10 protein-coding genes are annotated in these 15625 nt (G+C 71.8%); 5 read left to right on the top strand and 5 right to left on the bottom strand.

Translation table 11 applies throughout. The features are described 5' to 3' along the window. Positions 1-99: 99 nt before the first annotated feature. Entirely contained in the window at positions 100-4008 is a 3909-nt protein-coding gene (locus tag AC1DZA_RS01635) for a S8 family peptidase (protein WP_476771445.1), read from the bottom strand. A 75-nt stretch (positions 4009-4083) separates the two neighbouring features. On the opposite strand from AC1DZA_RS01635, the gene AC1DZA_RS01630 reads away from it, so the two are divergent. After that, positions 4084-5094 carry a helix-turn-helix domain-containing protein gene (locus AC1DZA_RS01630; RefSeq protein ID WP_476771444.1) on the top strand — a complete coding sequence of 337 codons (1011 nt, stop codon included), beginning with the start codon at positions 4084-4086 and terminating at the stop codon, positions 5092-5094. Positions 5095-5269: 175 nt separating this feature from the next. Continuing rightward, entirely contained in the window at positions 5270-8386 is a 3117-nt protein-coding gene (locus AC1DZA_RS01625; protein ID WP_476771443.1) for a M14 family metallopeptidase, read from the top strand. 78 nt (positions 8387-8464) lie between these two features. On the opposite strand, the gene AC1DZA_RS01620 is transcribed toward AC1DZA_RS01625, so the two are convergent. After that, complete coding sequence (locus tag AC1DZA_RS01620) at positions 8465-10543, bottom strand: COG1470 family protein (protein WP_476771442.1); 2079 nt, start codon at positions 10541-10543, stop codon at positions 8465-8467. 145 nt (positions 10544-10688) lie between these two features. On the opposite strand from AC1DZA_RS01620, the gene AC1DZA_RS01615 reads away from it, so the two are divergent. Next, positions 10689-11513 carry an MOSC domain-containing protein gene (locus AC1DZA_RS01615; protein WP_476771441.1) on the top strand — a complete coding sequence of 275 codons (825 nt, stop codon included), beginning with the start codon at positions 10689-10691 and terminating at the stop codon, positions 11511-11513. A gap of 9 nt (positions 11514-11522) precedes the next feature. Here AC1DZA_RS01615 and AC1DZA_RS01610 read toward each other — a convergent pair whose 3' ends face one another. Further along, a complete protein-coding gene (locus AC1DZA_RS01610) occupies positions 11523-12314 on the bottom strand; it encodes a ZIP family metal transporter (protein WP_476771440.1) in 792 nt (263 codons plus the stop codon). 157 nt (positions 12315-12471) lie between these two features. On the opposite strand from AC1DZA_RS01610, the gene AC1DZA_RS01605 reads away from it, so the two are divergent. Together AC1DZA_RS01605 and AC1DZA_RS01600 are read left to right on the top strand one after the other, a co-directional pair. Further along, a complete protein-coding gene (locus AC1DZA_RS01605) occupies positions 12472-13944 on the top strand; it encodes a maltokinase N-terminal cap-like domain-containing protein (RefSeq protein ID WP_476771439.1) in 1473 nt (490 codons plus the stop codon). Between the two features lie 10 nt (positions 13945-13954). Further along, positions 13955-14377, top strand: a complete 423-nt coding sequence (locus tag AC1DZA_RS01600) for a PNPOx family protein (RefSeq protein ID WP_476771438.1) — start codon at positions 13955-13957, stop codon at positions 14375-14377. Positions 14378-14401: 24 nt separating this feature from the next. Here the strand turns inward: AC1DZA_RS01600 and AC1DZA_RS01595 are convergent, their stop codons facing one another. Both AC1DZA_RS01595 and AC1DZA_RS01590 read right to left on the bottom strand, forming a co-directional pair. Further along, positions 14402-15124, bottom strand: a complete 723-nt coding sequence (locus tag AC1DZA_RS01595) for a hemerythrin domain-containing protein (protein ID WP_476771437.1) — start codon at positions 15122-15124, stop codon at positions 14402-14404. 172 nt (positions 15125-15296) lie between these two features. Beyond that, on the bottom strand, positions 15297-15554 hold the full coding sequence (locus AC1DZA_RS01590; protein ID WP_476771436.1) for a hypothetical protein: 258 nt from the start codon (positions 15552-15554) through the stop codon (positions 15297-15299). Between the last annotated feature and the right edge of the window lie 71 nt (positions 15555-15625).

The raw sequence follows: 15625 nt of genomic DNA, 5'->3' as shown, positions 1-15625 counted from the left end.
GCACCCATGCTCGCACGCGCGGCCGACACGACGACGCGGCGCCGACCGATCCGAGGATCGGGCCGACGCCGCGTCGCTGCTGTGGGTCAGTGCCTCAGGTCAGGCGTGACCGCCGTGCGGGCCGTGGGGGCCGTGGCCGCCCTGGCCGCCGTTGCCGCCGCCCTGACCGCCGTTGCCGCCGCCGTGACCGCCCTTCGCCGGTGCCGCCTCGAACGCTCGCTCGATCTCCTGCGAGAAGGTGTTGCCCGCGGCATCCTTCGCCGTCACCTTGAGGTCGATCCACGCACCCGCGTCGGGCACCCGGAGCTCGGCGGCGTACTGCTCGAGGAACGGCCGCTCGACCGGGTAGTTGATCATCGGGCTGACGGTCGCGGCGTCGGCAGCGGCATCCGCAAGCTCGACGGGCTTCCAATCGCCGCCCGCCACGCGCATCTCGAGCGTCGCGTCGGTGAGCTCGGCCATACCGTCGGCGCTCTCGATGTGACTCAGCTCGAGGCCCAGGTCGACCGGGGCACCGGCCTTGCGTCCGGAACCGACGGCGCCCGAGGCATCCGCATCGACGTCGTAGTAGGCCTGGATCATCGGCAGGGTCTGCTCGGTGTAGTCATCCGAGGTGCCGGTCGACTGGAAGGTCCACTCGGTCACCGTCTTCGTCGAGCCGGGGATGTAGCTGCCGTCGTGGACCGCGGTGTTCAGCACGCGCCAGTCGGTGGTGCCGTCGGGGATGTCGAACACCGTCGCCGACTGCCACGGCACCGACGCCCGCAGCTCGCCGTCGACCCACACGTCGGTGGTCTGCGACCGATCGTCGCGAGGCTCGAAGACGTCGAAGGCACCTGTGTGCTGGGGACTGCCGCCGTCGGCCCAGGAGGGCACGTTGACCTGTGCGTAGCCGCCGGTGCGCTCGGGCGCCCAGTATCCCGGCCCCACGAACGGGCGCACGATCGGGCCGTAGAAGGTCGCCTCGGAGACGGAGCCGGGCTCGTACGACCGACGCAGGTCGCGCACCTCCCAGCTGGCGGGGATCAGCATCGCACCCTGATTCCACTCCACCTGGTCGGTGTTGACCCAATCGGTGCGGGTGATGCCGCGTTCCGTGCGAAGCATGGCGCCGACCGAGTACTGCGTGACCGGGTCGAAGTCCCATCGGAACTCGCCGATGAGCTCGCCGGTCTGACCGTGGAACGTGGTGTCGACCTCGGCGAGGCCGTCCGGCCGGTAGTCGAGGTCCTCGGGGATCGAGCCGTCGACGAAGCGGAGGATGTCGAACACCTCCTCGGGAGCGGCCTCGACCGAACCCGTGATCGTGAGCTTCTTCGAACCGATGGACTTGAGGAGCTTTCGCCCTTGAACCCCGCTGATCGATGCGACCGGCAGGTCGACCTCGCTCATGTAGTCCTCACTGCCGACCCACGTGTTGAACTCGCCGTCGGCGTCGTTCACGATGAGCAGGGCCGCGGCACCCGCGGAGAGCGCGTTCGCCGCCTGAGCCGACGCCGACACCTCGGTCGAACGGGTCACGACCGCGACCTTGCCGCGTGCCTTGGCCTTCGCGAACTCCTCGACGCTGCCGAGCCCGGCGTCGACGGCAACCGCCTTCACGGTGGTGTCGCGCAGGATCGAGCCGGGAAGCGGGATGAGGTCGAGCGACTCCTTGCCGGCCGCGAAGTCGACCATGGGCTTCGCCAGCCGCCAGCGGCTCGTGAACGAGAAGTCCTCGGCGTTCGGCGCGGTCATCGGCTGCGCGTAGAAGCCGTCGCTCGTCACCGTGTCGATGTAGCTCGACGTGAAGGTGTCGGCCCGCAGGTCGAGGCGGTTGAACCACGGGATGAGGCCGTCGGTGCCGACGTCGACCGTCACGGGCTTCGCGGCCCGCGCGTCGAAGGCCACCTCGGCGTCGCCGTCGAGGACGAGGTCGGGGTCGCCGACCAGCACGGTCACCGACTCGTCGGCGGCGTGATCGACCGTCATGTAGGCGACGACGGCGTACTCGCCGTCGGGAAGGCGCATGGTGGTCTCGCCGCTCACGGAGATCGGCTCGTACCAGTCGTTGGCGACGTCGTAGAGCACCGCGTAGGTCTCGACGGGCTCGCCGTCGAAGCCGGTGGCGGTGATGGTGAGGTCGTACCGCTCCTGCTCGGCGATGGTGCCGAGGGCGGTGCGTGCGACGGCGGTACCGTCGAGGCTCGCGACCAGGGCGCCCGACAGCTGCGTGCCGGTCTCGACCTTCGACGGGTCGACGGTCAGCTCGACCGAGCGGGTCTCGCCGGCCGGGATCGTGAGCTGGTCGTCCGCCACGGTGAGCACACCGTCGGGGGCGCCGTCGAGCGACGCGACGAGGTCGAGGACGACCTCGTCGGCGCTGCGGTTGGTGTAGTCGATGGTGCGCGTGACGAGCTCGGGCTCCTCACCCCAGGCGAGCATGCCGAAGTCACCCGACCCCGACGCGATCACGGGCGCGTCGATCGCGGTCTCGAGGTCGACGACGCCGGAACCGGCCTCGTACGAGCGGAGCCCGACGTCCTTCGCCGTGCTGAGCAGCGCGGCGCGCAGTTGGTCGGCCGTGTACTCGGGGTGCTGCTGCTTCAGCAGTGCGGCCGCACCGGCGACGTGGGGCGTCGCCATCGAGGTGCCGCTCATCGCGACGTACGAGCCCTCACCGGGGCTGTCGGCCGAGCGGGCGGCGGTGACGTCCTCGCCGGGGCCGGCGAGCTCGGGCTTGAGCGCACCCGAGAAGGCGAGCGGGCCCTGGTTGGAGAAGTACGAGAGGGCGCCCGTCGGGTCGGCGACGGACGCCACAGTGAGCGCCTCGGCTGCCGCGCCCGGCGCGCCGATCGCCTCGGGCGCGCCGTTGTTGCCTGCGGCGACCACGAAGAGGGCGCCCGTCTGCTCGGCGATCGTGTCGAGCGCCTCGGACATGAAGTCGTTTCCGTCGGACGGCTCGGAGGAACCGAGGCTCATCGACACGATGTCGGCGTGATCGCCGGCCCACTGCATCGCCTCGATGATCCACGAGTCCTGGCCGGAGCCGTCGGCACCGAGCACCTTGCCCACGAGCAGGTCGGCGCCGTCGGCGACGCCGCGGTTGGCACCGTCGCTGGCCGCGCCGGTGCCGGCGATCGTGGAGGCGACGTGCGTGCCGTGGCCATGCGGGTCGGAGGCGGGGTCGTCCTCGCCGGGCACGAAGCTCTTCGACTCGGCGGCGAGCACCCGGCCGGCGAGGTCGGGGTGGGTGTCGTCGTAGCCGGTGTCGAGCACGGCGACGGTGACGCCGGCGCCGGTGTAGCCGGCCTCCCAGGCCGCGGGCGCGCCGATCCAGGGCACCGAGCTGTCGAGCGTGGCCTGCACCTTGCCGTCGAGGTGGATGGCCTCGATGCCGCCGCCGAGCGAGACCTCGCTGCTGAAGGTCGAGGCACCGGATGCCGCGGTGAGGGCGCTCCACGTCGAGGCCGCAGACGCGTGGTCGGCGGTCGCCGCAGCGCCGCCGATGCTCTCGAGGGTCGAGCCGATCTCGACGCCGGGCAGCGGCGCGCTGAACGCCGCGGGGCCGTCGGCGTACTCGAGGATGACGGGCGTCGCGCTGACGGACGCGTCGTCGTAGCCGTATTCGATGAGCTGCGAGACGTTGAAGAGGTCGCGATCGACGACGCCGGCCGCGAGGTACGGCATCGCGGACTGCGGCAGCACGCTGAGGTCGCCGTCGACCTCGACGGTCTGCACGGCCGCGCCGGGCACCGCGGTGTCGACGTCGACGGTGTGGGTGCCGTCGGGCAGGTCGGTGACCTTCACGCGGTCGCCCGTGATGAGGGTCACGGTGTGCGTGCCGCCTGCGGCAGCAGCTGGGGAGGTGCCGGATGCCGCAGGCGGAGCACCTCCCCCATCGGCCGGGTCGGCGGCCGCGGGAAGCGCGACGGCGCTGACACCCGCGACGCCGATCGCCAAGCCGCTGATGGCGGCGGCGATCGAACGGCGGCGGCGCTGCGCGGCTGTTCTGCTGCTTTGTGGCATGGGGGAACCTCTCGCATGTGTTGCTGGCTTGCAAGCACGCTGCCACACGTCCGCCGCTAGGGTGGTGGCGGAGAGATGCCATGGCCGCGATTCGCCACGGCGCAGACGACGGGAGCGGCGCTCGTGCTCGACGCGATCGGACTGGACGACGAGCACACGTCGGTCTACCGGCTCCTGCTCGCGACGCCTTCGGCCGACGTCGGCGAGATCGCCCGATCGGCCGGCATGCCGGTGGCGCGCGTGCAGGCGGTGGTCGACGAGCTCGAGCGCATCGGGCTGCTCGCCAGGCAGGCGTCCGCCCCCGATCGGGTCGTCGCCTCGCCGCCGGCCCTCGCGCTGCGTCCGCTGCTGCTCGAGCGCGAGCGCCGGCTGACCGAGGCGCACGAGACGCTCGTGCAGCTCAGCGAGCTCTACCGGCAGGGCGCGGTGCAGCGCGAGGTGCCCGATGTCGTCGACGTGGTGCTCGGCCCCGAGGCGGTGCGCCAGCGGCTCGGGCAACTGCAGGCCTCCGCAGAACGACGGGTGGACGCGTTCGTGCTGCGCGAGGTGGCGCTCATCGACGGCAGCGAGAACACCGAGGAGGACCGCGCGCTCGCACGGGGCGTCCGCTACCGGGTCGTCGTCGAGGCATCCGTGCTCGAGCGTCCGAGATTCCTCGACCAGGCCCGCGAGGTGATGCCGCTGGGCGAGGAGATCCGGGTGCTGCCGGTGCTGCCGACGCGCCTCTTCGTCGCCGACGGCATCCTCGCGCTGCTCCCCATGTACTCGCACGGCGATCGCAAGGTGTCGGGCGCCCTGCTGGTGCATCCGAGCGGCCTGCTCGACCTCGTGAACGCCATGTTCGAGGAAGCGTGGCGCGCGTCGACCCGACTGGTCGAAGACGGAGGGCTCGAGAACGAGGTCGAGGCGATCGACCGCGACCTGCTGAAGCTCCTTCTGCTCGGGCTGACGGATGCCGCGGCCGGCGCGCAGCTGGGCATCTCGGTGCGCACCGTGCAGCGCCGGGTCGCCGAGCTGATGGAGCGCGGCGGCGTCACGACGCGCATCCAGCTCGGCGCGGAGGCCGTGCGCCGCGAGTGGGTCTGACCGCCCCGTCGGCCCGCCCCGCGTGAGGAAGACTCACGGATTCCTTGACAGCCGAGCGCGTACCGCAGCAGGCTATGCCCTAGGGTCCGCAGTGAGCACCAGGGACGTGGCGAACAACAGGCACCCGACGATGTCGTCACGCATGTCTGGCCGGAGACGGGCCGAAGGAGTCGTCATGGCCGGAACCCGTTCCTTTCCACTTCGCCCCGTCCTCGGCATCGCCGCACTCGCACTCGCGTTCTCGGTGCTCGCCCCCGTGACCGCGAACGCGACCGTCGATGATGCCGGCGCGCTCGACATGTACACGGCCGACGTGAGCACCGCCGAGGCCGCGGAGATCGCGGCGGGCGGCTTCGATGTCGCCGACAGTCGCATCACCGACGACGGCGTCAGCCTCGACGTCGTGCTCACCGCCGGCGAGGCGAAGGGCCTCCGCGACCGCGGCGTCGACGTCAAGGTGAAGAAGAACAAGGACGGCAAGTCCGCACGGCAGCTGGCCGAAGAGCAGGCCGCGTCGGGATACGACGTCTGGCGGTCGTGGGATGAACCCGGCGGCATCCGCGATGAGCTCTACAGCCTCGCGAAGAAGAACCCGCAGCTCGTGAAGCTGGAGGTGCTCGGCCACACCGAGCAGGGTCGCGAGCTCATCGCCCTCAAGCTGACCCAGGGCGCGCGCGGGATCGCCGACGGCACCCGTCCTGCGGTGCTCTACAGCTCGACCCAGCACGCCCGCGAGTGGATCTCGACCGAGGTGAACCGGCGGCTGCTGAACTGGTACATCGACGGATGGCGGGCCAACGACAAGGAGATCAAGAACCTGCTCAAGAACAACGAGCTGTGGTTCGTCGTCGTGGCCAACCCCGACGGCTACCAGTACACGTTCGACCACGAGCGGCTGTGGCGGAAGAACCTGCGCGACAACGACGGTGACGGCCAGGTCACCCGGGCCGACGGGGTCGACCCGAACCGCAACTTCCCCGAGCACTTCGGATACGACGAGGAGGGCTCGTCGTCGCAGACCACCAGCGACACCTACCGCGGTCCCTCGGCCGGATCGGAGCCCGAGACGCAGGCGATGATGTCATTGTTCGACCGCGCCGACTTCTCGTTCCAGGTCAATTACCACTCCTACGGGCCCTACCTGCTGTACGCCGAGGGCTGGCAGACCGGCACCCCGACCGCGGACGACCCGATCTACTACGCGCTGTCGGGCAATCGCGACAACTCCGCGATCCCCGGCTTCGAGACCGGCCTCTCCTCGGACGTGCTGTACGTGACGAACGGCGAGACGACCGACTTCGCGCACGTGCAGCGCGGAGCCCTCGCATGGACACCGGAGCTCGGCGAGGGCCTGCCGGCGGGCGGCGGATTCGTGTTCCCCGACGACGAGGCGCAGGTGCAGGCGGAGTTCGAGCGCGCACTGCCGTTCTCGCTCGACGTGGCGAAGTCCGCGGCCGACCCGGCCGATCCGGTGTCGCACCTCGGCCTGACGACCAAGCCGTTCTACCTCGAGAGCGACGACACCTACAAGGACGGACTGCCCCTCGCGAACTTCACGTTCGACTACTCCTACGGCGACCCGCAGGAGGTGCGCGTCGTCGCCAAGCGCGAGCTCGGCGACGTGACCGTGAAGTACTCGATCAACGGCGGGGCCCCGATCAGCGCACCGACCGAGGAGTGGACGGGCGGCGACCGCTACGGCGGCAAGACCGACGTGTACTACCGGATCATGAGCGGGTTCGTCACCGGCACCGAACCCGGCGACAGCGTGAAGGTGTGGTTCGAGGGGGGTGGGGCGACGAGCGACTCGTTCACCTACCATGCCGTCGAGGAATCCGACGACGACGTGCTGATCCTGTCGGCCGAGGACTACACGGGCGCTTCGCCGGCCCAGGCCGGCGGACCCAGCTACCTCGACTCCTACACGGCCGCGCTCGACGCCAACGGCACGGGCTACGACGTCTACGACGTCGATGCCCGCGGCCGGACCGCGCCCGACAGCCTCGGCGTGCTGTCGCACTACGACGGCGTCATCTGGTACACCGGCGACGACATCGTCACCCGCGAGCCCGGCTGGGGCGGCGGCAACGCCTCGCGGCTCGCGATGGACGAGACCCTCGAGGTGCGCGACTTCCTCAACGAGGGCGGCAAGGTGCTCTACACCGGCAAGTACGCCGGCAGCCAGTACACGCCGAACCTCGGCACCCAGTTGTACGACCCCACGGCGGCGAACGCCGAGTGCCGGGCCGATGCAGAGGTCCAGGCCCGGTGTCGGGCCCTCGGCGGATCGGGTGACTTCACCAACGACACCCTGCAGTACTGGCTCGGCGCGTACCTCACCGTCGACGACGCCGGAACCACCGAGGACGGGAGCATCCTGAACGCCCTCGGCGTCGACACGCCGCTCACCGGGCTCGAATGGGGGTTCAACGGCGACGACAGCGCCCAGAACCAGGACCACAGCAACTCGTACATCACCACGAGCGGCATCCTCGACCCGGCGGTGTACCCGCAGTTCGAGAGCTGGGTGGCGGCGAGGTGGGACCGTGAGGGCGGCCCGTTCGCGCCGCACACCGGCGATGCGTACGCCTACTCGCAGATCGGCGACGTGTCGTACAAGCGCCTGACCAACACGATCGACGTGCCGGCCGGCGGCGCCACGATGTCGTTCTGGACCTCGTACGACACCGAGGCCGAATGGGATCACCTGGCCGTCGAGGCTCGCACGGCCGGCGGCGACGACTGGACGACGCTGCCCGATCTCAACGGGCACACGACCGACAGCACCGGGCAGAGCTGTCCGGCCGGCTGGCGCGACCTGCACCCGCAGCTCGACCACTACCAGACGTTCGACGCCGCGACCACGACCTGCACCTCGACCGGCACCACCGGCTCGTGGTCGGCGACGTCGGGCAACTCGGCCGGCTGGCAGCAGTGGTCGGTCGACCTGTCGGCCTATGCCGGCGGCCAGGTCGAGGTGTCCATCGGGTACGTGAGCGACTGGTCGACCCAGGGCCTCGGCGTGTTCGTCGACGACATCGAGGTGTCGACGGGCCAGGGCACGACGTCGTTCGAGAACGGCGACAGCGCGGGCTGGGAGGTCACCGGTCCCCCGCCCGGCAGTGGACCGAACCCGAACAACTTCATCATCACGACGGCGGCCGGGTTCCCTGAGGCCGCGGTGGTCGCCACGCCGCATTCGCTCGTGGCCGGCTTCGGGTTCGAGGGCATCACGGATGCCGCGACCCGGGCCGCGTGGATGGGCCGGGTGCTGGAGCACCTGCTCGGTTGAGGTCTGACGGATGCCGCGTCGCGAGTGCCCGCGACGCGGCATCCGTCATGCGGGGCGGATCGCCCGTCGCGGCATCCGTCAGTCGCGGGATCGCGCGAGCACCCCGCCGACGTAGCCGAGCACGGCGCCGAGCCACACCAGGAGGATGCCGAACGCGAGCTCGGGCACGAACGCCGCGATCGCGAGGAACACGAGGAACCCGGCGCTGAGCAGCACGATGAGGATCGCCGACTTGCGGGTGAGTCCGCCCGACTTGCCGTTCAGGCCGAACGCCATCGTGATCGCGAGGATGAAGAGGAGGAGCCGAAGCGCCGGTTCGACGATCAGGCCGGGGTCGAGGCTCGACGACTGCACGAGCATCCGCACGAGCTCGACCGCGGGCAGCAGGGGCTCGAACTGCGCGAACCAGGGGCTGAGCGTGCCGATCACCACGAGCACCGCACCGAGGATCACGAGCCAGACGCTGAGCGGTCCCCTGCGGCTCGGCGCCGTCTGGGTGAGCTCGGCGTTCCCGACGAGCTGCTGCGTGCCGTCGCTCGCACTGACCTCGAGCCGGCGCACGACCGTGCCGTTGCGCGGCGGATGCGGCGCCGAGACCGTCATCCACGTGTGCCCGGTCGTGCCGGGCGGCACCACGAGCTGGGGCGGCGCGAACGTCGCCCGCGCCTGCCCGTCGTCGGAGCGGGCGGCGAACGCGACCTGCACGGCCTCGGAGCCACGGCGGTTGTCGACGTCGACGCCGAAGGTGCCCTTGCCGTGCGTGCCGATGTCCTGCCGCTGCGGGTTGACGCTGAGGCTCGCGGTCGTGATGGCCGCGGCCGAGCTCGTGATCTCGAGGACGCCGGCGGCCTCGGCATCCGTCGTGCCGTCGGAGGCGACGACGGTGAACGGATGCGACGCGCTCGCGCCGCGGGCGGGGAGGTTCGCCCGCACCCGCCCGTGGGCGCGGGTGATGTGCCCGGCGACGGCGATGAACCTGACCGGTGCGAATGCGAAGGCGAGCCGCTGCTCGGGATCGGCGCCCGTGAGCGTGACGGTGATCGGCGTGTGGCCGCCGCGGTTGTCGACGTTCACGTCGAAGTCGGCGTCCTGCGCGTCGAGGAGGCGCAGCGTGCTGGGCTGCAGTTGCACGCGCAGCGGCGCGTCGACCGGCTCGGGGGCGGTCTCCTGCACGAGCGTGACGGTCGCGGTCACGGGCCCCTCGTCGTTGGTCGCCGAGATGGTGAGCTGGCGGTTCAGCACCGCACCCGGCTGCGGCGGCGGTGCGACGAAGTCGACGGATGCCTCGACGATGGCGCCGGCGGGCACCTCCACCACCTGGGGGGTGAACGTGAACCGCACGACCGACTCGGGGTCCTCGCCCGAGAGGCCCACCGTCTGCGGGAAGTTCGCGCCGCGATTGTCGAGCCGGAGCGAGAACGAACCGGTCGCGGCATCCTCGAGCCGGATGAGCATCGGCCGCGCCTCGATCGCGAGTCGCGCCCCGCGCGGGGGGACCGTCGCGACCACGTGGATCGTCGCCATCCGCTCGGGGTCCTCGAGCGAGCGGACGGTGAAGGTGAGCGGCCGGCGTTGCGCGAGCACGAGCACGCCGGGACGGATGGCGAGCGACAGCATGACCGTGCGGGCCTCGCCCGGCATGAGGTGCGCGTCGGGCGGCGTGAGCTCGAGCCAGGCCGGCGGGTCGACGGCGTCGATGTCGTAGCCGTCCACGATGGTCGACGTGTTCTCGATGAGGAGCTCGATCCGGGCGGGAGCCTCGGGCGTGAGGACCACGTCGGGGGTCGTGACGGTGACGGTCGGCGGGTCGTGGCGTGCGGGCTTGCGTCGCGGCGGCTCCTGATCGGGCTGGGGCGCACGCTCGGCGGCGGACGGAGCGGAAGGCGTTGCCGTGGGCTTCACGGCCGGCGGCGGGGTCGTGGGCGTCGCAGGAGGCGGCGTCGTGGGCGTCGCGACCGGCTCACTGACGGGCGCGGTCGCCGGGTCAGGAACGGCGGTCGGCACCGACTGCACGATCTTCGGGATGGTGCCGGTGAGCGCGTCGCCGTCGAGCGTCGAACGCCCGACATCCCAGCCGAGGTAGGAGTCGCAGTTCACGCAGAACCGCGCCTCGGCGTCGTTCCTCGTGCCGCACGTCTCGCAGATGCGTTCGGCCATCTCACCCCTCCGGCCGCAGCGTCGCGACGTCGGGCGGTCGCGATACCGCCGATGCTACGGAGCCGGACGCGGTCGCCTGCCGCATTGTGCCCGGACGGGCAACGAACTCTGCGCGACGATGACGGCGTCGCGGTAGCGTGCTCTGATGCAGGTGACCCGGCTCCGCGTCTATCCCGTCAAGTCGTTCGCAGGCCTCGACGTCCGCTCGGCGTCCGTGCTGCCGTGGGGGCTCGTCGGCGATCGGCGCTGGGCCGTGGTCGACTCGGCGGGCGATCTCGTCACGGCGCGAGAGGCGAACCGCCTGCTGGCGCTGACCGCCGAGCCGCTCGCCGACGGAGGCCTGCTGCTCGCCGACCGCGACGGCGGCGGCGCGCCCCTGCGGGTCGACGAGCCGACGGATGCCGCACCCGTCACGGTGACGGTGTCGCGCCAGCGCACCGCGCTTCCGGCCGGGTTCGAGCCCGACGAGTGGTTGAGCTCCCGGCTCGGGCGTTCCGTGCGCCTCGTGTGGCAGCCCGACCCGCGAGTGCGCCCGGTCAATCCCGCCCACGGCGGCCTCGCGGACGACCGGATGTCGCTCGCCGACACCGGCCCGCTGCTGCTCGCGAGCGAGTCCTCCCTCGCCCAGCTCGACCGGTGGACCGACGGCGGCACGCCGCCGCTCGACATGCTGCGGTTCCGTCCGAACGTCGTCATCGACGGCGACCCGGCCGAGCCGTTCGCCGAGGACGGCTGGCCGTTCATCCACCTCGGCGGCGTGCGTTTTCGGGTCAGCGGCGTCTGCGACCGCTGCGTCATGACGACGATCGACCCGGTGTCGCTGGCGCGCGGCAAGGAGCCCATCCGCACGCTGGCGAAGCACCGCAGGTGGGACGGCAAGACGTGGTTCGGCATCTGGCTCGTCCCCGACCTCGACGCCTCGTCAGGGGCCGACACGATCGCCGTCGGCGACCCGGTGACGGCCGACTGAGGTCGCGAGTCAGGCGAGCGAGAGCACGAAGGCGAGCACGAATCCCGCGGCGGTGCTGAGCGCGACGGCCGGCCCGCCGTGCTCGTAGGCCTCGGGCATGATCGTGTCGGCGAGCGCGGCGATGACAGCGCCCGCTGCAAACGCGAGGGGGAACGAGACGACCTCGGGGTCGCTGCCCGAGAGCGGGCCGGCACCGATGACGACGGCGAACACGAGCACGGCCGCGCACGCGCCCCAGAGGCCCATGATCTGCAGCATCGAGCGGCCCTGCTCCCGCATGGACGCCGCGCCCACGAGCGCCTCGGGCAGGTTCGACACGAAGATGGCGGCGAGCAGCGCGACGCCACCCGTTCCCTCGGTGAGCGAGATGCCCAGGGCGAGGTTCTCCGGTGCGCCGTCGAGCGTGGCCGCGGCGAGCAGCGCGAGCCCGGCCGCCCCCTGCACGGACGCCGCCGTGGCCGGGCGGCCCTCGGCCGCGGCATCCGTGTCGAGCTTCGCGCTGCCCCGGTACTCGTCGGCCGGCGTCGGATCCGAGCCCGCCTGGGCCCAACGGTCGAGGAGGGCGCTCAGCGTCGTGAAGACCAGCGCGCCGACCAGGAGCCCGACGGCCGCCACCCAGATGCCGCCCCGCTCATAGGCATCCTGGAACATCTCGAAGCTCAGCGCAGTGATGAGCATGCCTGCCGCGAACGACAGCATGATCGCGAGGAAGCGCTTCGGCAGCGTGAAGCGCCCACCGATGAACGCCCCGATCACGAGCGCGGCCGACGCCACCGCGCCGAAGAGGAATGCCGTCCACATGCGCCCAGTATCGGCGCGCGGCCGCGTGCCGGTCAGCCCCTTGTGCACGGCCGCCAAGGCTGGTTCGCACGGGCGACTCGCGACTGGCGAGCCGCGCTCCGCCCTGCGCTCGGCGTCTCGCCTCGACATCCGCCGCGGCTCGCCGTACGGTTCAGGCATGGACAGGGCCGTTGCCGCGATCGCCGGGTGGATGCCGCAGCAGCGCTGGTTCGGCGGCAAGGGGCACGCGCCCGAGCTTCGCGTCATCGGGGCGCTCGAGTCGCCCACCGCCGAGGAGGGCGCGAACGTCCGCACCCTCTTCCTCATGGACGACGCCTCGGAGCCGCCGATCCTCTACCAGGTGCCGGTGGTCGAGCGGGCGGAACCCCAGGAGTCGCCCGCGGCATCCGAGCACCTCATCGCCCGGTTGCCTGCTCGAGTCGGAGTGCCCGGCGGCGGACCCGAGGGCGGCGACCGGTGGCTCTACGACGGACCGCACGACCCCGCCTACACCGATGCGCTGCTCGCGATGATCGTCGACGAGGGCGAGGCGATCGCCGCGGGCCCCAGTGCCGCGACCGCGCGCGGCCGTTACTCGGGCGACGCCGCGGCATCCGCTCGACCGCCGCGGAGCGCGCCGGCGACCGTGCTCGGCGGCGAGCAGTCGAACACGTCGATCATCTACCGGCCGGCCAGGTCGGCACCGATCATCTGCAAGGTGTTCCGGCAGCTGCACGACGGCGACAATCCGGATGTCACGCTGCAGACGGCACTGGCCAAGGCGGGCTCGCCGCACGTGCCGGCGACGGTGGGCGACGTGCTGGGCGAATGGGACGACGTCGGCCGGCCCAGCGGCCGGGCGCGCGGCCACCTCGCGTTCGCGCAGGAGTTCCTGCCCGGGGTCGAGGACGCCTGGCGCGTGGCGCTGGCCGCCGCATCGGCCGGGACGCCGTTCGACGTCGAGGCGCGCGCGCTCGGCGCCGCGGTCGCCGAGGTGCATCTCTCGCTCGGCGAGCTGTTCCCGCGCGAGCCACCCGAGCCGGCGCTCGTGGACCGGATCACGGGCGCCTGGACGCGTCGGCTCGGCATCGCCGTGGCCGAGGTGCACGAGCTCGACCGGCACCGCCCGGCGATCGAGGCCTTCTACGCTCGGGCTCGGGCCGGCGCGTGGCCCGAACTGCAGCGCATCCACGGCGACCTGCACCTCGGCCAGGTGCTGCTCGTGCCCGGTCGCGGGTGGGTGCTGCTCGATTTCGAGGGCGAGCCGCTGCGCCCGATGCGCGAGCGGTGCCGTCCCGACCTTCCCGCGCGCGACGTCGCCGGAATGCTGCGCTCGTTCGACTACGTCGCGGGATCGACCGCGCTGGCGCTGCCCGAGCGCGCCGCCACGGCGGCACGGTGGGCGGATGCCGCACGCCGAGCCTTCCTCGACGGCTACGTCGCGGCATCCGGCCTCGACCTCAGCCGCTACCGCGACCTGCTCGCCGCGTTCGAGCTCGACAAGGCCGTCTACGAGGCGATCTACGAGACCCGCAACCGCCCGACGTGGGCGGCCATCCCGCTGAACGCGATCCTGCAGCTGCTCCAGTCGGCGCCGTTGCAGGCGTCCGTGGCCCCGAGCACCGGTCGGCGCTCGTCGATGGCGGAGTGACGGGCCCACCGTGGCGCGGAGCACCGGCGGCCCCATCAAGCGGGCATGGCTCTGGACGATCAAGCACGCCCTGAATCCGCTCACGCTGCGGATGGCGCACGCCGGCTTCGGGCCGTTCTCACTCGTACGGCACACCGGCCGCAAGTCGGGTGCAGTGTTCGAGACGCCCCTGATCCTCGCCCGCGTGCCCGACGGCTTCGTCGCGGAGCTCACCTACGGCACGGGCGTGAACTGGTACCGCAACGTCGAGGCGGCCCACGGTCGATGCACGGTGGTCTGGCACGGACGGGACTACGCGATCGACGGCATCGCCCCCTGCACGACCGACGCGGGCCTCACGGCGTTCGGACCGCCGGCGAACGTGGTGCTGAAGCTGCTGCGCCGGCACGAGTTCCGGATGCTGCACGAGGCGCCGTCGCCGCCGCTGCCCTGAGCACGATGGCCGAGGGCACCTCCGCTACGGCCGGCGGTCGCCGACCAGCTCTGCCCGGTTCGCCTCGTACTTCGAGCGGCCCACCACGCGCCAGATGACCCGGACCGGCCCGGGCAGGTGCGCCTTCTGCCAGGCGACCCCTCCGTCGGGCTGCGCGGCGAGGATCGCGCCCAACTGCAGGAACATCTGCCCCTTCGGCGTCGCCTTGCGGCCGTGGGTCGCGAGGGCGTCGACCTCCTGCTGCGTGATCACCGTCTCCATCACGGGCACGATGTTCGACTCCTCGTCGGGGAGGTGCTCGGCGAGCGCCGCATTGATGCCGTCGAGCGCTGCGAGGACCGCCGCGGCATCCGTCGTCGTTGCGCTCGCCCGCCACGCCGGCAGCGCCGCATCGAGGGCCGTGAGGTGCACGAGCAGCTGGGCGTGCTGGGCCTTCATGCGCTGCACGTGCACGCTGCACGACGGAGCCCGCTGGCCGAGCGCATCCCAGAGCATGGCGTCCTCGCCCTCGTGGTGCGCGTGCAGCCCGACCGACAGCATGCGGAGGTGGTCGCTCACCACCTCGGCGTGCGCCACGTCGCCGTCGGCCACCCCGGCGACGAGCGTCGGCGCCTCGCCGAAGCCCGCACGGAACATGCGATGGATCTCGGCCATGCCGCTCGCGTCGCAGGTCTTGGCCGCGGCGATGCCGCTCGGTCGGGGTTCAGGCCGACTCTCACCACTGGAGGGGAGTGCGGTTGCGGGCATCGTGACTCCGATCGGGTTCCGGGAGCGCAGTCGTTGGTGACACTACGTCGTGCCCGGTCGAGCGGCAAGCCCACGGATGGGGGGTGACCGAGCCGCTGCCCGCACTCGCGCCGGCGCCCCACCGCGGTGAGCGGCAGGGCGGCGGGCGTCGGTGGAGGGTGTCGGCCAGTGGTCACCGACCGATCGCCGGCGAGAGGTCGTCATCGACCGCCGAAGTGTCGGCACCGTTGCCGTCCACGCTGTCGCAGGCGCCCTCGGGCGCCCGCTCCCTGATGTAGGCGGGAGCGCTGCACACCCACGTCGACGGGGCCTTCACGTGCGCGGCACCGGAGCCCGCGCCGGCACCGGATGCCGCACCCGTCTGTCCGCACCCGGCGAGCACGGCCACGACCACGGCCGCCGGGATGATGAGGAACGCACGAACGTCCATGATCTGATTCCCTTCATGATCCGACGGTCCGGAGGATCATCGTGGGCTTCACGCTAGGAAGGCGGTGGAGG

The organism is Agromyces sp. P2_B3 (genome assembly GCF_056404815.1).
Note: the sequence above shows the minus strand (reverse complement) of the source record. Positions and strands in the feature narration are given on the sequence as shown.

Coding starts and splice junctions, on each gene's coding strand:
- AC1DZA_RS01635 (WP_476771445.1), bottom strand. CDS start 4,008: ATGCCACAAAGCAGCAGAACAGCCGCGCAGCGCCGCCGCCGTTCGATC.
- AC1DZA_RS01630 (WP_476771444.1), top strand. CDS start 4,084: ATGCCATGGCCGCGATTCGCCACGGCGCAGACGACGGGAGCGGCGCTC.
- AC1DZA_RS01625 (WP_476771443.1), top strand. CDS start 5,270: ATGGCCGGAACCCGTTCCTTTCCACTTCGCCCCGTCCTCGGCATCGCC.
- AC1DZA_RS01620 (WP_476771442.1), bottom strand. CDS start 10,543: ATGGCCGAACGCATCTGCGAGACGTGCGGCACGAGGAACGACGCCGAG.
- AC1DZA_RS01615 (WP_476771441.1), top strand. CDS start 10,689: ATGCAGGTGACCCGGCTCCGCGTCTATCCCGTCAAGTCGTTCGCAGGC.
- AC1DZA_RS01610 (WP_476771440.1), bottom strand. CDS start 12,314: ATGTGGACGGCATTCCTCTTCGGCGCGGTGGCGTCGGCCGCGCTCGTG.
- AC1DZA_RS01605 (WP_476771439.1), top strand. CDS start 12,472: ATGGACAGGGCCGTTGCCGCGATCGCCGGGTGGATGCCGCAGCAGCGC.
- AC1DZA_RS01595 (WP_476771437.1), bottom strand. CDS start 15,124: ATGCCCGCAACCGCACTCCCCTCCAGTGGTGAGAGTCGGCCTGAACCC.
- AC1DZA_RS01590 (WP_476771436.1), bottom strand. CDS start 15,554: ATGGACGTTCGTGCGTTCCTCATCATCCCGGCGGCCGTGGTCGTGGCC.